This window comes from Rhodococcus sp. 1163 (assembly GCF_002091985.1).
Classification (GTDB): domain Bacteria; phylum Actinomycetota; class Actinomycetes; order Mycobacteriales; family Mycobacteriaceae; genus Rhodococcoides.
Map to the genome: position 1 here is coordinate 150,816 of NZ_MKKX01000003.1, position 19,006 is coordinate 169,821.

General features: G+C 63.4%; 19 protein-coding genes. 11 read left to right on the forward strand and 8 right to left on the reverse strand.

The window, feature by feature from the left end; all coding sequences use genetic code 11:
* Nucleotides 1–3 precede the first annotated feature (3 nt).
* On the forward strand, nt 4–918 hold the full coding sequence (era, locus tag BJD99_RS00685; RefSeq protein ID WP_084344760.1) for a GTPase Era: 915 nt from the start codon (nt 4–6) through the stop codon (nt 916–918).
* A 214-nt stretch (nt 919–1,132) separates the two neighbouring features.
* Here the strand turns inward: era and BJD99_RS00690 are convergent, their stop codons facing one another.
* Nucleotides 1,133–1,513: an SHOCT domain-containing protein gene (locus BJD99_RS00690; protein ID WP_084344868.1), complete on the reverse strand. Its 381-nt coding sequence runs from the start codon at nt 1,511–1,513 to the stop codon at nt 1,133–1,135.
* 166 nt (nt 1,514–1,679) lie between these two features.
* The gene (locus BJD99_RS00695) at nt 1,680–1,988 is read right to left on the reverse strand and encodes an amphi-Trp domain-containing protein (RefSeq protein WP_084344762.1); all 309 of its coding nucleotides are present in this window, start codon (nt 1,986–1,988) and stop codon (nt 1,680–1,682) included.
* A gap of 279 nt (nt 1,989–2,267) precedes the next feature.
* Between BJD99_RS00695 and BJD99_RS00700 the strand changes: the two genes are divergently transcribed.
* Nucleotides 2,268–3,620, forward strand: coding sequence for a hypothetical protein (locus tag BJD99_RS00700; protein WP_084344764.1), 1,353 nt, complete (start codon nt 2,268–2,270; stop codon nt 3,618–3,620).
* Nucleotides 3,621–3,705: 85 nt separating this feature from the next.
* Entirely contained in the window at nt 3,706–4,920 is a 1,215-nt protein-coding gene (locus BJD99_RS00705; protein WP_084344766.1) for a cation:proton antiporter, read from the forward strand.
* Here BJD99_RS00705 and BJD99_RS00710 read toward each other — a convergent pair.
* From BJD99_RS00710 to BJD99_RS00720, 3 genes are all read right to left on the reverse strand, one after another.
* Entirely contained in the window at nt 4,908–6,239 is a 1,332-nt protein-coding gene (locus tag BJD99_RS00710) for a diacylglycerol kinase family protein (RefSeq protein ID WP_084344768.1), read from the reverse strand. The two genes, BJD99_RS00705 and BJD99_RS00710, sit on opposite strands and share 13 nt — an antisense overlap.
* A 109-nt stretch (nt 6,240–6,348) precedes the next feature.
* Nucleotides 6,349–7,239 carry a hypothetical protein gene (locus tag BJD99_RS00715; protein WP_256895247.1) on the reverse strand — a complete coding sequence of 297 codons (891 nt, stop codon included), beginning with the start codon at nt 7,237–7,239 and terminating at the stop codon, nt 6,349–6,351.
* A 98-nt stretch (nt 7,240–7,337) separates the two neighbouring features.
* The gene (locus BJD99_RS00720; RefSeq protein ID WP_084344772.1) at nt 7,338–8,741 is read right to left on the reverse strand and encodes an amidase; all 1,404 of its coding nucleotides are present in this window, start codon (nt 8,739–8,741) and stop codon (nt 7,338–7,340) included.
* 68 nt (nt 8,742–8,809) lie between these two features.
* Here BJD99_RS00720 and recO point away from each other — a divergent pair, with 68 nt between their 5' ends.
* From recO to BJD99_RS00735, 3 genes are read left to right on the forward strand one after another with little or no spacing between them, the layout of a single operon-like run.
* On the forward strand, nt 8,810–9,634 hold the full coding sequence (gene recO, locus BJD99_RS00725) for a DNA repair protein RecO (protein ID WP_084344774.1): 825 nt from the start codon (nt 8,810–8,812) through the stop codon (nt 9,632–9,634).
* Nucleotides 9,591–10,409, forward strand: coding sequence for an isoprenyl transferase (locus tag BJD99_RS00730; RefSeq protein WP_084344776.1), 819 nt, complete (start codon nt 9,591–9,593; stop codon nt 10,407–10,409). The genes recO and BJD99_RS00730 overlap by 44 nt, the downstream gene beginning before the upstream one ends.
* Nucleotides 10,402–10,797: a hypothetical protein gene (locus tag BJD99_RS00735; RefSeq protein WP_084344778.1), complete on the forward strand. Its 396-nt coding sequence runs from the start codon at nt 10,402–10,404 to the stop codon at nt 10,795–10,797. The genes BJD99_RS00730 and BJD99_RS00735 overlap by 8 nt, the downstream gene beginning before the upstream one ends.
* A gap of 22 nt (nt 10,798–10,819) precedes the next feature.
* Here BJD99_RS00735 and BJD99_RS00740 read toward each other — a convergent pair whose 3' ends face one another.
* Entirely contained in the window at nt 10,820–11,260 is a 441-nt protein-coding gene (locus BJD99_RS00740; protein ID WP_084344780.1) for a Fur family transcriptional regulator, read from the reverse strand.
* 8 nt (nt 11,261–11,268) lie between these two features.
* Nucleotides 11,269–11,664 carry a helix-turn-helix transcriptional regulator gene (locus BJD99_RS00745; protein ID WP_084344782.1) on the reverse strand — a complete coding sequence of 132 codons (396 nt, stop codon included), beginning with the start codon at nt 11,662–11,664 and terminating at the stop codon, nt 11,269–11,271.
* A gap of 218 nt (nt 11,665–11,882) precedes the next feature.
* On the opposite strand from BJD99_RS00745, the gene BJD99_RS00750 reads away from it, so the two are divergent.
* Nucleotides 11,883–13,268, forward strand: coding sequence for a glycine--tRNA ligase (locus tag BJD99_RS00750; protein WP_084344784.1), 1,386 nt, complete (start codon nt 11,883–11,885; stop codon nt 13,266–13,268).
* Nucleotides 13,269–13,355: 87 nt separating this feature from the next.
* On the opposite strand, the gene BJD99_RS21370 is transcribed toward BJD99_RS00750, so the two are convergent.
* On the reverse strand, nt 13,356–15,398 hold the full coding sequence (locus BJD99_RS21370) for a TPM domain-containing protein (protein ID WP_084344786.1): 2,043 nt from the start codon (nt 15,396–15,398) through the stop codon (nt 13,356–13,358).
* Nucleotides 15,399–15,500: 102 nt separating this feature from the next.
* On the opposite strand from BJD99_RS21370, the gene BJD99_RS00760 reads away from it, so the two are divergent.
* From BJD99_RS00760 to BJD99_RS00775, 4 genes are read left to right on the forward strand one after another with little or no spacing between them, the layout of a single operon-like run.
* Nucleotides 15,501–16,412 carry an ABC transporter ATP-binding protein gene (locus BJD99_RS00760; protein ID WP_084344870.1) on the forward strand — a complete coding sequence of 304 codons (912 nt, stop codon included), beginning with the start codon at nt 15,501–15,503 and terminating at the stop codon, nt 16,410–16,412.
* Nucleotides 16,409–17,197, forward strand: a complete 789-nt coding sequence (locus BJD99_RS00765) for an ABC transporter permease (RefSeq protein WP_084344788.1) — start codon at nt 16,409–16,411, stop codon at nt 17,195–17,197. The genes BJD99_RS00760 and BJD99_RS00765 overlap by 4 nt, the downstream gene beginning before the upstream one ends.
* 43 nt (nt 17,198–17,240) lie before the next feature.
* Entirely contained in the window at nt 17,241–18,362 is a 1,122-nt protein-coding gene (locus BJD99_RS00770; RefSeq protein WP_084344872.1) for a sensor histidine kinase, read from the forward strand.
* A complete protein-coding gene (locus tag BJD99_RS00775) occupies nt 18,359–18,967 on the forward strand; it encodes a response regulator transcription factor (RefSeq protein ID WP_084344791.1) in 609 nt (202 codons plus the stop codon). The genes BJD99_RS00770 and BJD99_RS00775 overlap by 4 nt, the downstream gene beginning before the upstream one ends.
* The last annotated feature ends 39 nt before the right edge of the window (nt 18,968–19,006 follow it).

Sequence of the window (19,006 nt, forward strand, 5' to 3'; positions counted from 1 at the left end):
TCGATGTCTGATTCGAGCGAAGAAGATTTTCGGTCCGGATTCATTTGTTTCGTCGGTCGGCCGAACACCGGAAAGTCGACGCTGACCAACGCGCTCGTCGGTTCCAAGATCGCCATCACTTCATCGCGTCCGCAGACCACGCGCCACACGATTCGTGGCATCGTTCACCGCGAGAATGCTCAGTTGATTCTCGTCGACACCCCTGGATTGCACCGTCCGAGAACACTTCTCGGGCAGCGGCTCAACGACTTGGTGCAGGATACGTATTCCGAGGTCGACGTCATCGGACTGTGCATCCCAGCGGACGAAAAGATCGGGCCGGGTGATCGCTGGATTCTCGAGCAGGTCCGCCACATCTCGCCGAAGACGACGCTGATCGGCATCGTGACCAAGATCGACAAGGTCAAGAAGGAACGCGTCGTACAGCAGCTCATGGCTCTGTCGAAGTTGCTGGGGGAAAGCAGCCACGTGATTCCGGTGTCCGCCGAATCGGGTGAGCAGGTGGAGAAGCTGGTCGGCCTCCTCGCCTCCGAATTGCCACCCGGCCCCGCCTTCTACCCGGACGGGGAACTGACGGACGAGCCCGAAGAAATCCTGATGGCGGAGTTGATCAGAGAGGCCGCGCTCGAAGGTATTCGCGACGAGCTTCCCCACTCGCTAGCGGTCGTCATCGATGAGATCACTCCCCGCGAGGGCCACGACAACATGCTCGACGTCCACGCGATTCTCTACATCGAACGCTCGAGCCAGAAGGCGATCATCATCGGCAAGGGTGGTGCTCGGTTGAAAGAGGTCGGCACCGCATCGCGCCTGCAGATCGAGAAGCTGCTCGGTACGCGCATCTACCTCGACCTGCACGTCAAGATAGCCAAGGACTGGCAGACAGATCCTAAGCAGATGGGCAAGCTCGGGTTTTGATCGCGATCTAGCCGAGCCCGTCGGCTAGATCGCGCCGTCGGCTAGATCGAATGGTGTTCGAGGAGCGTGTGCACGTGGTTGCGCCGACGAGATCGGCAACTATGGTGATGCCTGTGCCGGGGTCCGCGCATCCGCTGCACGACGTGATGTAGCTCCAGGACAAGAGAACTCATGTGCATTCCTTTCTTTCGTGAACCCCGGTCGCAGCAGTCGGTCAGCTCAGCGCCTTGGCCTTCAGCGTTTCGAATTCGGCTTGGCTGATGGTGCCGGCGTCGAGAAGTGCTTTGGCGTCGGCGATGTGCTCGGCAGAGGACTTGCCGGCGACTTCTCGGATGTACTGATCGGTGGCCTCCTTGGACGACTGCTGTGCCTCGATGTGTCGAGTCGTCATGCCGCGACCGCGCACGATCACGTAGACGAAGGCCGTGAGATACGGAATTACTACTAGCAGGATGATCCAGATGACCTTGACGAAACCGGACATGTTGCGATCACGGAACAGGTCGGCGACAACTTGGAAGAGGATCATCAAATACGCGACGAACGCGAACACGATCAGCGTGTACCACATCAGTTCCCAGAATGAATCGATCATGTTTCGAACTCCTTCGAACTTGGACATCGGTCAGCGAGAATCCGGCCGATGGTCGCGACTCGGGGTGACGACAGCTGGTTCGAGCTCTCTCGACGATCCAACTCTAGGATTCGGCGGGTGCCGTGGCGTCATCCGAGGCGGGTGAGGTCTGCGTCCGTTTCTGGTCCTACTTCGGGGTCGACTTGCGTGCCCGAGCCCGACGCGGTGGCTCGCGCTTGTCTGCCGGTGCGCTGTCGACAGGGTCGGAAGGGGCGTCCCGCCAGCTGATCTCGATTTCGATCTCGGTTTCGTTTCCGTCCACTTCGATCTCGAGTTCCCACCGAACGCGATCGGCGACGACGATCGATATCGAGTCGCCACCCGAGCCCATCTCCACTTCCGAACCGCTGGCGAGAGCGTGGCCGAGCGCGATGATTCGTTCTGCCACCTCCTTGCGCGAGATCTCGGATACGCGTTTGAATTCCAGCTTTGCCATCGTGACTCCTGACTTCGATGTGCAGCGGATACTCGAAACTTCTCTCACACAGACGGTGGCCATCAGGGGCATCGGCCGCACCCTGATCCGTTGGTTTCGACCCTAGATCTTCACCGCGCTATGTGTGGGCGTGTTGATCGAAGACCTGTGATGGATGCAGATATGCGAACAATGTCACCCGGTACGAATGATGCAGTTGCGCGCTGAGCCGCGAAAGGTCATCGAATGAGGGAGCAGTTGCTCGGCCCTGATTGTGCCCACCGGAGAAGAGGCCCGAACATGGATTCACCAGGCTCCGAACAGCCACTCAGCGCGACCGAGCGGGGGGAGCTCGACAGTCTGCGGCGAGAGCTGGCCGCACTGCGCGAGGAGCGCACACCGGCCGCGGTACCTCGAACCCGCGCCGGACACTCGACATCGCGCTGGATCGCCGCGATCCTGCTTCTGGTCCTGGTCGCAGTTCTGGGCTTCTCCGCCGTACTTGCCCGATTCGCCAGCAGTGAGATCCTCGACGCCGACCGCTATGTCGAGACGGTGACGCCGCTGGGTTCGAATCCGGCGCTGCAGGGTGAGCTCGAAGATCAAATCACCAACGAGATCATGACCCGTCTCGATGTCCAGTCGATCACCGCCGAAGCCCTGACCTCGATCACCGAGAATGCTCCTCGCGTGCCACCCGCGGTTGTCGGTCTCGCCCCGGTCATCGCGGACCAGGCCGAGTCGTTCGTGCACAAGACAGTGGAGTCTCTGGTGGCCTCCGACGAATTCGAAACACTGTGGATTCAGGCCAATCGGGAGGCGCATCAAGCCCTGACGGCCGTGCTGACCGGCAACACCCGAGCGGCCGTCGTGGTCAGCGACGATGGCACGGTGAGCATTTCGCTGGCCCCGATCATCGACGAGGTGCGCGCCAAGCTGACCGAGCGTGGATTCGCATTCGCGGACAAAATACCGTCGATCGACAAGTCTTTCGTACTGTTTCAGGCGCCCGACCTGGTCAAGGCGCAGCGCGCAACCTCGTTGTTGGACAGAGCATCCGGTGTGCTTCCGTGGTTGACCTTGCTCGCAGCGGTTGGTGCGGTATGGGCTAGCCCGAAGGGCATGCGCCGACGGGCAGGTGCGCTTGTCGGAGTCAGCCTGGCTGTGGCCATGGCGCTGCTCGCCGTCGCGATCAGCATCGGTCGGTCGCTGTATCTCGATGCAATCCCCGCTGATGTGTTGTCCCCGCAAGCGGCGACGGTACTGATCGACACACTCCTGGTGCCTCTCAAGACGACCTTGCGCGCGGTATTCGTGCTCGCGGTGGTGATCGCAATCGTCGGCTATCTCACCGGTTCATCAGGATCGGCAGTGGCGGTTCGCTCCGCATACGGCAAAGGTGCCGACGCGATCAGGGGCCGTGCAGGCGGACGAGCGCCGAATCGGTTCGAGTCCGTGGTCGCGCAGTTGCGACTCCCTCTTCGTGCGGGAATCGTCGCGATCGCGGTGATGACACTGGTGTTCTGGAGGTACCCCTCCGGTGCTGTCGTGGCAGTGACAGTGGTCGTCGCCGTCGCAGCTCTGCTGGTAGTGGAACTGATTGCGCGGCCTGCACTCGGTGAGGTTTCGCCGGACGACACCCGGCCGACATGATTCGGAACCTGTTCGAGGACAACGTGTTCCGGACGATACTTCCGCACGCTACCGAATGTTCGAGACAGTTCGGAGGGGTACGGCCATGACGTGGGCGGTGCCCGCCATCGCCGGTCTCCTGATTGCGTTCGCCGCGATCTCGGGACGCATCGACGGAACTCCGATCACTGCGCCGATCGTCTTCACTCTCGGAGGCCTGGCGCTGGGTGTCGCTGGGTCCGATTTGATCGAATTGGATTACGCCGGTGAAGCGGTCAAACTTCTCGCCGAACTGACGCTCGGGCTGGTGTTGTTCGTAGACGCCTCGCGCATCGACTTCGCCGCACTACGCCGCCAGCTTGCGCTGCCTGTGCGACTGCTCGCGATCGGGCTTCCAGGGACGATCGCGCTCGGAATCGTTGCAGCACTTGTAATTTTCGACGAGTTCTCGCTTCCGGAAGCGATTTTGCTCGCCGTCGTTCTTGCTCCCACCGATGCCGCGCTAGGGAAGGCGGTCGTGACCCTTCCGTCGCTACCGACAGTGGTTCGTCAAGGCCTCAATGTGGAGAGCGGGTTGAACGACGGCATCTGCGTGCCGATCTTCTTGGTTGTCCTTGCGATTGCACACACGGAGTCCGGCACGGTCGGAGGTGGTGCCGCCGCCGTCCTGGTATTCGAGCAGATCGGCTACGGTATCGCGGCCGGCATCGTCGCAGGAGCCGCTGCCGGCACCGTGCTCGTTATCGCTGGACGCCGAAAGTCGATAGACCCATTGTGGGTTCAGATCGTCCCGGTAGCGGCTGCAGCGCTCGCCTATACCGCGGCAGTCGGGGTCGGTGGCTCCGGATTCATCGCAGCCTTCGTCGGTGGGCTGGCGTTCGGTGTCATCCGCAGGCGCGCGGGCGGTGACGTGTCACACCTGATCGAGGAGTTCGGGGATCTCTCCAGCGCAGTGACATTCATCGTCTACGGTGCTGTCTTGCTCGGGCCTGCACTCGGCAATCTGTCGTGGGCCGTATTCGGGTATGCCGTGGTGAGCCTTACCGTTGTCCGAATGCTTCCCGCCGCACTGGCAATGATCGGTCTGCACGCCCGGGCACCGACCGTCGGGTTCGTCGGGTGGTTCGGGCCGCGCGGTCTCGCCACCATCGTGTTCGTCGTACTCATCGTCGAAGAACCTCATGAATTGCCCCACGAGAGTCTTCTACTGACCACCGCAGTGATCACGATCGGGCTTTCCGTTGTGGCCCATGGGCTTACCGCGGCCCCGCTCGCCGGACGATACTCGAGTTGGTATCGATCGTCCTCTCAGCGCACGTGACCGACTCGCTGTGACCGAGCGAGCTGGAAGAGCCGGACCCAGTCCATCGCCGGTGCAGATGGGCGAACTCCGGGACGAACCCGCGGGACGCGGACTCGGAGAGCGAGAGGGATGATGGTGCAACGCACCGGGGTACCGAGCATGAGGGCCTCACCGTCGACTCCGACCGGAATCATCGTCTCGTCTGCGTCGACGGTGATATCGCCCGAGAGATGTTGAGTCAGTCCGTGGCGACGTGTACGGCGGAGGAGCCCGACGGCCTGACGCGCACTGCTCACCGAGATCGTCACCACGCCGAGAAGGCCGTGGTCCAACCGCGCCCGATGTCCGAGGCCGACCAGATCGTGAGTTCGGTACGGTCCATTGCTCACCAGCACGGCTTGCGGTCCGTCGATCTCGAGATCGCCGAGGTGGGCGATCAATCGAGCACCGTCGTGGCCCGCGATCACATCCGGCAGCATCTGAAGGAGCGTTCCGGTTTTCGCGTCGCGATAGGCGGGGCTCTGCACTACCTGCGCATAGGCACCGAAGGAGGCGTTGTTGACGAAAGTGCGCCCGTCGATGGTGCCGAGGTCGACACGTAGCTCGACGCCATCGGACAGCGCGTCCAGACATCGGCCCGGATCGGCGAGGTCCAACCCGAGATCCGACGCGAAGTGATTGCGGGTGCCGGCACTGATCACCAAGAACGGAAGGTCGTACTCGGCGGCGACACCGGCCACGAGAGCTTGAGTTCCGTCACCGCCGGCCACCCCGAGCAGGTCTGCGCCCCGCTCCACTGCTTTCCTGGCGACGGTTTCGACGTCGATCGTTTCCGGTCCCTCGAGCAATACCACCTCCGCGCCCAGCGCCTCGGCTCGCTTCTTCAGATCGAATCTTTCTACCTTTCCGCCACCCGATCGCGGGTTCATGATCAGGAACGGGCGCTCCGGAATCGACGCAGTGTGCTCGGGCGTCGGCGCGTCTGCGGCGCCGCCGGCGAGGGCGGCCCGGGCGCACAGTGCAGCGAGTGCGGCCAGTCCGAGAGCGAGTATCACCACCCACAACAGCTGCGCACGGACAAGGTAGACAACTACCACGATCGGCGCGAATAGCGCCACTGCCAGCGAGATCCATCGGATCACACCACGACTGGTGAGGAACCAGAAGAACGCCGCGACCCCGACGACGAGGGCACCGACCGTCACCGCGAACAACGTCAGCGTCCGGGCGCCCGCGAATACGAGGAGTACAGCCACCGCACCGATCGACGCGCCGAATGCGGCCCGAGCCGACCAGCGCTGCCCGGGGGACGAGTGTTGTTCGTGGTGAAGACTCATAACCACACCTCAGTGATCATCGTGCTTCTACATCGACAGTGTCCTCGACGCGACTGCCGCGCGCCCGTTGTGCGCGTCGCCCACTACGGACGAATTGGCCCGCACCATCTCACGAATCGCCCGTCGTAGACGGATCGGTGTGCTTGGGTTCCAGCGCGGGTTCCGGACCGCGAAGGACGCGGCCGATCATTCCTTCATCCAGGGCAAGAGCCTTGGTGACAGCAGCGGCGCCGACGATGATGACGGAGTACCCGAACAGCCAACTGATCGAAGTGAATACCAGACCCCACTGGCCGAACTGCGCTTCCGCCGTCTCGGTGATCCGGGGGAGGACGACGCGTCCTCCGGCGCGAAAAGTAGTGAGCCCCGCCGCAGTGAGGGCGCCGGTCGCCCACAGCACCCGGCCGGACACCCAGCCTGCCGTGAGCAGATGCGGGACGAGGATCCACACGAACATCCACACGGCGAACTCCACCAACAGTGCCAGGGGTCTGCCGACGACCCTGAGTTCGGCAACCGTGCGTGCGACGCCGAGGAGCGGCACCGACATGGCGACTGCAAACAGGACCGCCATCCACCGCCAAGCATGATTCAGGCCGCTCGGCGGCATGTTCCAGATTTTCCCGTAGATCCGGGTGAGGGTGCGAGCGAAGGAGGTGCCGCTGATGACGACCATCAACAGTCCCGCCACGCCGAACGCCGCAAACGAAGGATCTGTCGCCTGTAGTCCGCCACCCCCGTCAGGGCCGGTTGCCGGATCGAATCCGAATTGATCGTCGATTCCGTGCGCGACGATGTCCCCGCCGGTGAAGATCGTGCCCGCGATGATGACGGGGAGAACCGAGGTGAAGATCTTGGCAGCGAGCGTCATTGCTCGATCGAAGAGTTCGATTGCCACGATTTCTTCGATTACCCGCCGAAACGTCCTGCCGGGTGAGGTTCTCTCGAACCAGCCATCTGCTTCGGTTCGCGCGTGGCGAGCCTCTCGGGCCAGCGCCACGGACAGTTTTGTCGGCCTCACCCCGTCGACTCAACTCCGGTTGGGCCTGTGTGTCTTCGTCCGTGGCAGATGAAGTGGGAGTAGGTCGGTGGTGCCGCTCACCACCACTGTTCGGGTCGCTCGAGGTGCCAGTGCAGCACGCTCTCCAGTTGTGCGGCAACAGAGACCAGCAGTGGTTCCGAGGATTGGTGACCCATCAATTGCAGACCGATCGGCAGGCCGTTGGCGGTGAAGCCGGCCGGGATGTTCACACTCGGCCATCCGAGAACGTTCCACGGCCAGGTGTAGGGACAGTGTTCGGTGATGATGCGGTCGGTCTCGCTGTTGGTTTTGTCGTCGATCGCTTCGATCAGCGGCGGTGGAGTCGCCGTTGTCGGAGCCAACACGATGTCGTATTCGTCGAATATTCGGCCGATACGACGCCGGATCCGCGGTTCCGCGGCACGGGCTGCGCGCAGCGGGGCACCGGAAAGGGCACGCCCGTGTTTCGCGTTGGCACGGGTCCGCGGATCGGCCAGCGACGGATCCGGGAGCTGATCGAGCCAGGCTGCCACACCGGCCAGTGAACGGGGAAGGAAATTGAGCCCCAACGTGATTCCATATTTCGGATCGTCCACGACCACGTGATGGCCCAGTGACCGCAGCACCGCAGCCATCTCGTAGGCCGCAGCCGAGATCTCGGGGTCCAGTTTCGAGGGTGTCGGAATGAACGGCTTGCGCAGGCTCAGTGCGATCCTGAGCGGGCCTGGCTTGCGACCGACCGCGTCCGAGACCCGCACCGGTGCCGGCTTGTGCAGATCGCCGTTGTGACTACCCGAGACGATATCGAGCAGAAGTGCCGCATCAGCGACCGTCCGCGCCAGCGGGCCGATGACGGTGATGCCGTTGAAGGCCTCGGGCTGCGGCCACGTCGAGATGCGTCCGCGCTGTGGTTTGATTCCGACGAGATTGGTCCACGACGCCGGAATGCGCACCGAGCCCGCACCATCGGAACCCAGCGCAGCCGAAACCAATTCGGCGGCAACCGCTGCCGAGCTTCCGCCGGACGAACCGCCGGGAGTGTGCATGCGACTCCAGGGATTTCGAGTGTGCCCGAATGCGCTTCCACCGGTGAGCGGCCACTGTCCGAGCTCTGGGCTGTTCGTTTTACCGACGATGACGGCACCGGCGTCGCGAAGTCTGCGCACCACCTCCGAATCGGCGGTTGCCCGCGGGAACTCCCCGGCACATCCGAAAGCCGTCGGTTCACCAGTGACATCGACGTCGTCCTTGACCGCGATCGGTACGCCCAACAGGGGAGCAGTGTGCCCCGTTGCACGTAGTCGATCAGCCTCCCAGGCCTCCTTCAAGGCAGCGTCGGCTCGCACGATGCGGAACGCATTCAGAGTTGGCTGACTCTTCTCGATTCGGTCCAGCGACTCGGTGACGGCTTGAACCGAGGTGATGCGGCCTGCTGCGAGTGCTGCGGCCTGTTCGATGAGGGTCGCGCGGGAAAAATCCACGCTTGCACAGTATCGAACCGTCGCGAGGGAGGTGGGAACCGTCGGACCAGCGTGGGAGTATTGAACACGTGAGGCTCTATCGGGACACCGCAGTCGTGCTGCGCCAGCACAAGCTGGGCGAAGCCGATCGGATCGTCACGCTCTTGACCCGAGACAACGGAATCGTCCGGGCCGTCGCGAAGGGCGTCCGCCGAACGAAGTCCAAGTTCGGCGCGAGGCTGGAGCCGTTCGCCCACGTCGACGTTCTTCTCTATCCCGGACGCAACCTCGACATCGTCACGCAGGTCCACACCATCGACGCTTTCGGCGGCGATATCGTGACCGACTACGGCTGCTACACCACCGGATGCGCGATTCTCGAAACGGCGGAACGGCTCGCGGGCGAAGAACATGCACCTGCGAGGCGTCTGCATCAACTGACTGTCGGGGCGCTGCGCGCGCTCGGCGACCGCGCTCGTCCACCAGAACTGATCCTCGACGCCTTCCTGCTTCGCGCAATGGGGTACGCCGGGTGGGCGCCGTCGTTGACCGAGTGCGCCCGGTGCGCCGCTCCCGGCCCGCATCGGGCGTTCCATGTCGCGGCAGGCGGCTCCGTCTGCGTTCACTGCAGGCCGCCCGGATCAGCGACCCCGATGTCCGGTGTACTCGATCTGATGGTCGCCCTCGAGCGTGGTGAGTGGGTTTACACCGAGACGACGTCGACTGCGGTGCGTAGTCAGACGAGTGGGCTTGTCGCCGCGCATCTGCAATGGCATCTCGAGCGCCAGTTGCGGACGTTGCCCCTGATCGAACGATCGAAGCCGCATCAGGCCGAGGCTGAGTCGGTCCGAGTATCGACCGTCGGGCAGGATGAAGACCGTGATTCGACGACGCGAACCGCGTACACGGCCTGACGAGGAGATCGCTGTACGCCCACCGGACCCGCACCCGTCGGGCGCCCGGCCGCCGATCCTGCAACCCGAGCTGATCCCACAACATGTCGCGTTAGTCATGGACGGCAACGGTCGGTGGGCGCAGGATCGAGGCCTGCCGCGTACCGCCGGACACGAGCGCGGTGAGGCCGTGCTCATGGATACGGTCAGTGGCTGCATCGACATCGGCGTGAAGTGGCTCTCGGCGTATGCATTCTCCACGGAGAACTGGAAGCGAAGTCCCGACGAGGTGAAATTCCTGATGGGATTCAACCGCGATGTCATTCGCCGTCGGCGCGACGAAATGAACGAGATGGGCGTTCGCGTTCGGTGGGCCGGCCGTCGACCTCGCCTGTGGCGCAGTGTGATCAAGGAGCTCGAGGTCGCCGAGGAGTTGACGAAGCGCAACACCGTCATGACGCTGACGATGTGTGTCAACTATGGCGGACGGGCCGAAATCGCCGACGCAACAAAGGAAATAGCGCGGCTGGTGGCGCAGGGAAAACTCGATCCGGAGAAGATCACCGAAGCGACTGTCGCGAAGTATCTCGACGAGCCCGACATGCCCGACGTCGACCTTTTTCTGCGTCCGTCCGGTGAGCAACGCACATCCAACTTCCTGCTGTGGCAATCGGCCTACGCGGAGTTCGTATTTCAAAAGAAGCTGTTCCCGGACTTCGACCGCCGGGATCTGTGGGCGGCATGCGTCGAATTCGCTTCCAGAGACCGCAGATTCGGTGGAGTCAAGTATGAGTGAACAGTTGACCCTGCAATCCCGCGCCCAGATTGCGCTGGCCCAGTTCGCGACCGTCACAGTGGCGGAGGAGGGGTCGCTGGGGTTCGATTATGCCGGGGCCTTGTGCTCGTTGCGTTCGCTCGTGCTGTCGCCGGGTCTCGAAGTGCTTTCTCTGACAGCGGTTCTGGCGTGGGATCGCCCGGTGAAGGCCTCGCTGCACAAGAAGGTCGCAGACCGCAATGCCGAGTCGCAGTTCGGCTCGATCTCGGTCAATGTCAACGGAAAGATGGCCGACGTACTGCTGCGGTACACGTTCCCGGCCAGTGGACTCGACGACGAACCGCTGATGACGATGCTGGTTCTCGTGCTCGCAGGCGTCGAGAAGGCACGTGTAGGACTCTTGCCCTGACGCCTGCTCGCGGAGGGCCGAGCTAGGAGCCTGCTCGGCACTCGCTGCAGATACCGAAAATTTCGACCGTGTGGCTGACGTCGCTGAAGCCGTTGTCCTCGGCGACGTCCTGCGACCATTTCTCCACGTCTGCGCCCTCGACCTCGACGGTGTAGCCACAGAGGCGGCACACCAGATGGTGGTGATGCCCGGACGAGCATCGCCGGTACACCGATTCGCCGGTGTCGATGCGAAGAACGTCCACGGTGCCTGCGTCGGCGAGGGTCTGCAATGTGCGGTAGACGGTGGTGAGGCCGATGCCTTCTCCACGCTTGCGGAGTTCGTCGTGCAGATCCTGCGCGGATCGGAACTCCTCGATGCTGTCCAGAAGGTCGGAGATCGCGCTCCGTTGTTTGGTGGCCCGCACCCCGGCTACGACGGGCTTTCGGGGGCGGGCAGTATCGGTCGACGAACTGTCGGTCATGGGTGTTTTCAGCCTTCCTCGGCATGTGCGACGGCGTCGACGACGATGTGAGACAGATGGTCGTCGACGAGACGATAGAGAACTTCGCGGCCGTTGCGCTCACCGCGGACGACCCCGGCAGCCTTGAGAACGCGCAGGTGTTGGCTGATCAACGGCTGTGTGACGCCGAGGGCGCCGACCAGCTCGTGTACGCAGCGCTCCGATTCGCGTAGTTGAAGCACGATCGCTATACGTACCGGTGCCGCGAGAGCGCGCAGGATGTCGCCTGCGGCTGCGAGTGTTTCCTTGGGTGGGATGGGTGCCGGGGGAGCAGATGCGAACGGGTCGCGGGAATGGTCGTCGAGAGCCTGAGATGGGGGATCTTCGGCAGCACCACCGCTCCGGTGGGAGGGGTTCGTCTCCATCGTTGCCAAGAGGATCTCCCTACTTTTCGAACGTCGTTCTTCGGTGTCAGGCTCACGCACTTGGTGTTAATGCAAACCACTTCCATTTTGATATGCAGGAGTATGCATGTCAAACCAAATGGGGACCGTTCGGAGATACGCCGCCCGACCGATAGGCTGGCGCGAGGCCAAGCGCCTGCAACTACCCCCTCGAACACCGAAGATGGAGAGCTCCGCCAGTGGCACCCAAGTCCAAAGTCGACACCGTCGCCAACCTCGCCAAGCGTCGAGGTCTCGTATACCCCTGCGGCGAGATCTACGGCGGCACCAAGTCTGCCTGGGACTACGGCCCGCTGGGCGTCGAGCTCAAAGAGAACATCAAGAAGCAGTGGTGGCGGAACATGGTCACCAGCCGCGAAGACACCGTCGGCCTCGACTCATCGGTCATTCTGCCGCGTCAGGTCTGGGAAGCGTCGGGTCACGTCGAAACCTTCAGTGATCCGCTCGTCGAATCTCTGATCACCCACAAGCGTTACCGCGCCGATCATCTTCTCGAAGCGTACGAGGAGAAGCACGGGCATCCGCCGGAGAACGGCCTCGCCGATATCCGCGATCCCGAGACCGGAGACCCGGGCCAGTGGACCGAACCGCGCGCGTTCTCAGGCCTGCTCAAGACGTTCCTCGGACCGGTCGACAACGAGGAAGGGCTGCACTATCTGCGGCCCGAGACCGCTCAAGGCATCTTCGTGAACTTCGCCAACGTGCTGACGACGTCGCGCAAGAAGCCGCCGTTCGGAATCGGCCAGATCGGTAAGAGCTTCCGCAACGAAATCACCCCCGGAAACTTCATCTTCCGCACTCGCGAGTTCGAGCAGATGGAGATGGAATTCTTCGTCAAGCCCGGCGAGGACGAAGAGTGGCACGAGTACTGGATCGACTACCGCATGAAGTGGTACACCGACCTCGGTATCGACCCGGAGAACCTGCGCCTGTACGAGCATGCCAAGGAGAAGCTCTCGCACTACTCCAAGCGCACCGTCGACATCGAGTACCGCTTCGGCTTCCAGGGAAGCGCCTGGGGTGAGCTCGAGGGCGTTGCCAACCGCACCGACTACGACCTCTCGGTGCACTCGAAGGCATCCGGCCATGACCTGAGCTACTACGAGCAGGCCACCGATACCCGCTACACGCCGTACGTCATCGAGCCTGCGGCCGGTCTGACTCGTTCGCTGATGGCATTCCTCGTCGACGCGTACTCCGAGGACGAGGCACCCAACGCCAAGGGCGGCGTCGACAAGCGCGTCGTACTCAAGCTCGACCGCCGCCTCGCGCCGGTCAAGGTTGCCGTCCTGCCGCTCTCGCGTAACGCCGATCTGACGCCGAAGGCGAAGGACCTGGCACAGCAATTGCGTCAGTACTGGAACGTGGAATTCGACGACGCCGGAGCCATCGGCCGTCGATACCGTCGTCAGGACGAGATCGGTACGCCGTTCTGCATCACCGTCGACTTCGACACCCTCGACGACCATGCCGTCACCATCCGCGAGCGCGACACGATGGCGCAGGAGCGGGTCGCTCTCGATCAGGTCGAGGGCTACCTCGCGCAGCGGTTGCTCGGAGCCTAGAACCCCGAAGTCGAGGTGACCGAACGTCGTGTTCGGTCACCTCGACACAGGTTCGAATTTCCTCACCGACCGGAGGCGCACACCCGCTCAGAACCGGCCACCGCCGCCACCGAAACCGCCGCCACCGCCTCCGCCGCCTCCGAAGCCGCCGCCCCCGCCGAAGCCACCTCCACCGAAGCCACCTCCACCGAAGCCGCCGCCACCGCCGCGTAGGACGCTGTTGATGAGGATTCCGCCGAGGACCGCGCCGGCCATGTTCCCCCCGCCACCGCCGCCACGTGGGCGATTGCGATCCTCCCAGTCTCGGACGTCGGCCTGCGCGCTTCGAGATGCCTGCGTGGCCAACTGTGCTGCGGCCTGAGCATGCTGGAGCGCCTTCGCCGGGTCCGAGGACTCCAGCTGGCGAGCAGCCTCGAAATGCCGTTCCGCCTCGGCGAGGCGGGTTCGCGCTTCGGCTCCGACGCCGCCGCGCCTGGTCGATATGTAATCCTTCGCGGCGGTGATCTGCGACTGAGCCCCGCCGATGTCACGCGCGAGCCGGGCGCGCAGAAGCTCCTCCTGCTCCTTCACCTCGGTTGCGTCTTCGATCGTTGCGTCCAGTTGTTGATCGGCAGCAACGAGTTGGTTGTAGCTTCCGAGCGGATCCGACGCCTGCGACGCCTCGGCGTTGCGCAGTGCCTGTTCGGCCGCTGCGCGCGCCTTGTCCAAATCGGGCCCACCGTGCCGACTGAGCGTTGCGGCGTCGGCGATGTCTTTGCGCACCTCTTCGATGGCGGCCGGAAGTGTCGCTATCGCATTACGGATATCGCTCTGCGCGTGGTCGACTGCGTCGAGCAATGCCCGTGCGTGTTCGGCGGCTTTTTCTGCGGTTCGGACGGCAGAGACCAGTTCGCCTTGTTTGCCTGCGGGTCGTGCAGCTGCCTCTCGGCCGACGGCGATGTTCGCTTCGGCGAGTTCGATTGCCTCGCGAGCCATATCGACGTTGGCTTCGATAGATGCGAGCGCTGCCGGCGCAAATTCGGTGCGGAGTTGTTCGAGAATCTGCTGTGATTCGGGGATTCGGACAGTCAAGCCGACGACGGTCTGCGTGAGCGAATCCAACTTCGAACCGGCGTTGATGAGCAGGTCTCGCATCGATTCGAATTCCGCTACGCGAGAGTCGAGTTCGTGATCGGCTCGGCCGCACGAGGAGATGATGTGAATGAGCATGGAGCGTCGTTGATCCGGCGTTTCCGGAATGGCGTCGTCGAGACGCTGCCGCACTTCGAAGGCGGAAGCGAGTGCTTTCTTTGCTTCCTCGTATGCGCTGATGAACGGCGCTGCAGTTCGATCACCGAACTCCGATCGTGCGATGGTCAACTCTTCCTCGCTTGCGCGCACGGCGTTGTCCGTCTCGACGAGCATCGAGTGGGCTCGGGCATCGAGGACATCGAGTGGAAGCGCACTGAGTGCGGCAGTGTCGGTCGGATCGATGGTGTGCGCTGCTTCGATACTCGCCGTGTGTAGCTTCTTCTTTCGGCGAGAGGAGTAGGCGACGGCTCCGCCACCGGCGACAAGTACTGCACCCGCACCGATCAGCCACGGAGTCCCGGACCCGTCCGAGCCGGAGGCGGAGTAAGCCTCGTCGAGGCTTCCCGCGGTGGAGATGGCCGCGCCGGACCAATCTCGCTGTGCCAACGCCGGCTCGATCTGATCGACGCGGATCGACTCTTGCTCCGCCGCGGTGATCTCCGTCAAGGACTTGTCGACGCCGAGGTAGTACGCCCGGCCGTCCGTCGCCACTGCAAGAAGTACGTCGCGCTGCCCGAAATCGCTCGCGGTGTACGTCTGTTCTGCCCAGCTCTCGGAAGACAAGTTGTCGAAATCGGAAACGAAAGTAACCCAGAGCCGGATACGGCTGTTGTTGTAGAGATCGTCGATCGCGGCCTGAATATCTCCGGTGCTCTGCTCGTCGAGCACCTGTACTTCGTCGGTGATCTGCGTGTCGAGGCGCGACGGAGGCTCGGCCGAGGCGGTCCCCGCGGCGCCGAGCAAAGCGGTGAATCCCAAGACGGTGGTGAGTGCGCTGTATGCGAGAACTCTCCGGACCGCAACGAACGCGGGCCGGTGCTCTGCCTGATCGACTGCCATAGGTACCGAACTTACCGGGAGGCCAATCCATGACACATGTCATGCCGAGAACATGACGCACGGAAGAGGCTCGACGCCCTCGACGCGAGCAGTGTTGTTCTCATGACAACGACACCTTCGGTGCATCTGGACCACCTGAGCAAATCTTTCGGAAATGTCCGAGCCGTAGCGGATGTGAGTCTGCGCATCGAGCCGGGGGAAGTGGTGGCCTTCCTCGGCCCCAACGGCGCGGGAAAGACGACCACCATCGACATGATGCTCGGTCTGGTGCGACCGGACGCCGGGACGGTGAGCATCTTCGGTGAGACACCCGCAGACGCGATCAGCGCGGGGCGAGTCTCGGCCGTGATGCAGTCCGGCGGTCTGCTCAGAGACCTCACGGTGCGCGAAACGGTCCGGCTCACCGCGGCATTGTTTCCGCGGACACAACCGGTCGACGAGGTCATCGAACGCGCCGGAATCACCGCCATCGCCGACCGACGTGTCGCGAAGTGCTCGGGCGGTGAGCAGCAACGCCTGCGGTTCGCATTGGCACTTCTGCCCGAACCCGATCTGCTCGTCCTCGACGAGCCGACGACCGGGATGGATGTGGAGGGGCGGCGTGATTTCTGGAACGCCATTCGCACCGACGCGCGAAGCGGGCGCACCGTACTCTTCGCTACCCACTATCTCGACGAGGCCGATGCCTACGCAGATCGCATCGTGCTGCTTCGCCACGGGCGGATCGTCGCCGACGGCAGCGCCGCGGAGGTCAAGAACCTGGCATCGGGCCGCACCGTGTCTGCCACGGCCATCGACGTCGATCAGCGAGCACTCCTGGCACTTCCGGGGGTCGACCGGGTGGAAACGCGGGGAGATCGAGTGATCGTCCACGGACAGGACTCCGACGCCGTCGCGCGCTACCTGCTCGGCATCGACGCCGTCGACCTCGAAATTGTTTCTCGGGGACTCGAAGACGCATTTCTCGCACTGACCACCGACCATCCGTCAGATCTCGCAGGGAGTTCGATATGACTGCAACACACACGACTTCACGTCCGACCCTGAGGCTCGGCGGATTCAGCCCCACCTTCCTCGGCCTGGAGATCAAGAGATTGATTCGCAACCGTCGGACGGTGCTGTTCACCCTCGTCATGCCGCCGGTATTCTTCGTCATCTTCGGGACTGCGTCGGACTACTCGTCGAACTACGCGTTCGCACACGGCAACGTCACCGCGTTCATCGCCATCAGCATGGCGGTCTACGGGGCAATGCTCGCCGCTACCAGCGGGGGCGCAATGGTTTCCGTCGAACGCGCACAGGGATGGAGTCGGCAACTTCGGTTGACCCCGTTGAAGCCGGTCGCCTATATCGTCACCAAGATGGCAGTGGCGATGACCATGGGACTGGCCTCGATTGTCGTGGTGTTCGCGGTGGCTTCCGTCTTCGGCGCCGATATGCCGATCTGGGTGTGGATCTCGACGGGCGTCATCGCATGGCTCGGTAGTTCGGTCTTCGCAGCCTTCGGATTGTTCATGGGATATCTTCTGCCGTCCGAGAACGTCATGCAGGTACTCGGCCCAGTTCTCGCCGTTCTCGCGTTCGCAGGCGGGCTGTTCGTGCCTTTGGCCGACAGCGGCTGGTTCCCTTTCGTCTCCAAGTTCACCCCGCTCTACGGGCTCGCCACAGTGGCACGCGCTCCCTTCACCGATCCCAGCGCCGCCACCCTCGCGGTCGCCGTCCTCAATCTCGTGGTGTGGGCAGGCGTATTCATCGTCGGTGCGGCTGTGCTGTTCCGACGCGATACCCAACGTGTCTGATTCTTCGCTCACTCGTGCTGCCGACACCGATAACGTAGGCAGCATGAGTGAGCAGATCGATCCACCGGCGCAGGAGGGTGGCGACCGCTTCTGGCGGTTCGGGCCGATCTTCGCTGCAGCGTGGTTGATCTACCTGGCCTATCCGATCGGTGAGGTACTCGCCAAGCCCTCGTGGTTCGCTCGGGTCGCCGGTCTGACACTCGTGATCGGATTCGCGCTGCTCTTTCTCGGTACGTTCTGGGCATTTCGCCGAGGACACCGCCACGATCGGCCGATGTCCTCGGCGCTGGCATGGGGTTCGCTCACCGCGATGCTCGCGATCACGGCCCTGCTCTCGCTGATGCTGGGGACGACCGCATTCGGTCTGACCATCTACATCGCAGTTATCGCCGTGATGATCCTGCCTTCGGTGCAGTCCGTCACGCTCGTTGCTGCGATGCTCGCATCCGTCGAACTCCTTCCGCGATTCGTGCCGGACTGGGAACCGGACAGCTTCTTCGGATTCCAACTCATCGTCAGTGCCCTTGCCGCCTGGGGTATTACGCAGATCTTCCGGCGAAATCACGAACTCGCCGAAGCCCGACAACAATTGGCGGACCTCGCCGTCGTTGCCGAACGCGAACGCATGGGACGCGATGTCCACGACATCCTCGGACACTCACTCACCGTGATCACGGTCAAAGCCGAACTGGCCGGACGTCTGATCGACCTCGACCCTGCGCGAGCCGCCGTCGAGATCGCACAGGTCGAAGCACTTGCCCGGGAAGCGCTCGGCGACGTACGCAGCACGGTCAGCGGTGCTCGCCGCGTGGACATCGCGGTGGAGCTCGGTAATGCACGATCGGCGCTCGACGCCGCGGGGATCGGAGCGGACCTGCCTGCCGACGCCGACGACGTCCCTCTGCGCAACCGTGAACTGTTCGGCTGGGCATTGCGTGAGGGCGTCACCAACGTCATCAGGCACAGCGGGGCGCAACGATGCTTCGTCGCACTCGATCCGACGTCGATCGTCGTGTCCGACGACGGCCGCGGGATGGCTACCGATGCGTACTCCGGGGGCAATGGCCTTCGTGGGCTCGGTGAACGAGTGAAGGCTGCCAACGGCACCCTCGTGCTCGGCTGCGGAGAATCCGGTGGTTTTCGCGTGGAAGTGATGTCGCAATGACAATTCGACTGTTGCTCGCCGACGATCAAGCGTTGGTGCGCGGAGCTCTGGCGGCCCTGCTCGAGCTCGAATCCGATCTCGAGGTGGTGGCCGAAGTCGGCCGCGGCGATCAGGTCGTTGCCGCGGCGCTGGAACACACACCCGACGTCGCGCTTCTCGATGTGGAAATGCCGGGTATCGACGGGATCGCTGCCACCGCGGAACTACGCGCCCAGGTGCCCTCGTGTCGAGTGTTGATCGTCACAACCTTCGGCCGCCCCGGCTATCTGCGACGCGCCCTCGACGCAGGCGCCGACGGATTCGTGGTCAAGGACACCCCGGCCCGGCAGCTCGCCGACGCGGTCCGACGCGTGAACATGGGCCTCCGAGTCGTCGACCCGACGTTGGCCACGGAGACACTGACCGCTGGAGTATCGCCGTTGACTTCACGTGAGCAGCAGGTTCTCCGGGCAGCGGTCGCAGGTGGCACGGCTGGGCGGATGGCGGCGACGCTTCATCTGTCCGAGGGGACCGTACGCAATCATCTGTCCGCGGCCATCGGTAAGACCGGCACCACCACACGTGCCGAAGCGATTCGGATCGCCCTGGATCGCGGTTGGCTCTGAGCACCGACGCCGAGTTCCCGCGCGCCCATACGACCCCGA

What these genes read in the sequence shown, in the direction of transcription:
- era (WP_084344760.1), top strand. Translation starts at nt 4, where the DNA reads ATGTCTGATTCGAGCGAAGAAGATTTTCGGTCCGGATTCATTTGTTTC.
- BJD99_RS00690 (WP_084344868.1), bottom strand. Translation starts at nt 1,513, where the DNA reads ATGATCGATTCATTCTGGGAACTGATGTGGTACACGCTGATCGTGTTC.
- BJD99_RS00695 (WP_084344762.1), bottom strand. Translation starts at nt 1,988, where the DNA reads ATGGCAAAGCTGGAATTCAAACGCGTATCCGAGATCTCGCGCAAGGAG.
- BJD99_RS00700 (WP_084344764.1), top strand. Translation starts at nt 2,268, where the DNA reads ATGGATTCACCAGGCTCCGAACAGCCACTCAGCGCGACCGAGCGGGGG.
- BJD99_RS00705 (WP_084344766.1), top strand. Translation starts at nt 3,706, where the DNA reads ATGACGTGGGCGGTGCCCGCCATCGCCGGTCTCCTGATTGCGTTCGCC.
- BJD99_RS00710 (WP_084344768.1), bottom strand. Translation starts at nt 6,239, where the DNA reads ATGAGTCTTCACCACGAACAACACTCGTCCCCCGGGCAGCGCTGGTCG.
- BJD99_RS00730 (WP_084344776.1), top strand. Translation starts at nt 9,591, where the DNA reads ATGAAGACCGTGATTCGACGACGCGAACCGCGTACACGGCCTGACGAG.
- BJD99_RS00735 (WP_084344778.1), top strand. Translation starts at nt 10,402, where the DNA reads ATGAGTGAACAGTTGACCCTGCAATCCCGCGCCCAGATTGCGCTGGCC.
- BJD99_RS00740 (WP_084344780.1), bottom strand. Translation starts at nt 11,260, where the DNA reads ATGACCGACAGTTCGTCGACCGATACTGCCCGCCCCCGAAAGCCCGTC.
- BJD99_RS00745 (WP_084344782.1), bottom strand. Translation starts at nt 11,664, where the DNA reads ATGGAGACGAACCCCTCCCACCGGAGCGGTGGTGCTGCCGAAGATCCC.
- BJD99_RS21370 (WP_084344786.1), bottom strand. Translation starts at nt 15,398, where the DNA reads ATGGCAGTCGATCAGGCAGAGCACCGGCCCGCGTTCGTTGCGGTCCGG.
- BJD99_RS00760 (WP_084344870.1), top strand. Translation starts at nt 15,501, where the DNA reads ATGACAACGACACCTTCGGTGCATCTGGACCACCTGAGCAAATCTTTC.
- BJD99_RS00765 (WP_084344788.1), top strand. Translation starts at nt 16,409, where the DNA reads ATGACTGCAACACACACGACTTCACGTCCGACCCTGAGGCTCGGCGGA.
- BJD99_RS00770 (WP_084344872.1), top strand. Translation starts at nt 17,241, where the DNA reads ATGAGTGAGCAGATCGATCCACCGGCGCAGGAGGGTGGCGACCGCTTC.
- BJD99_RS00775 (WP_084344791.1), top strand. Translation starts at nt 18,359, where the DNA reads ATGACAATTCGACTGTTGCTCGCCGACGATCAAGCGTTGGTGCGCGGA.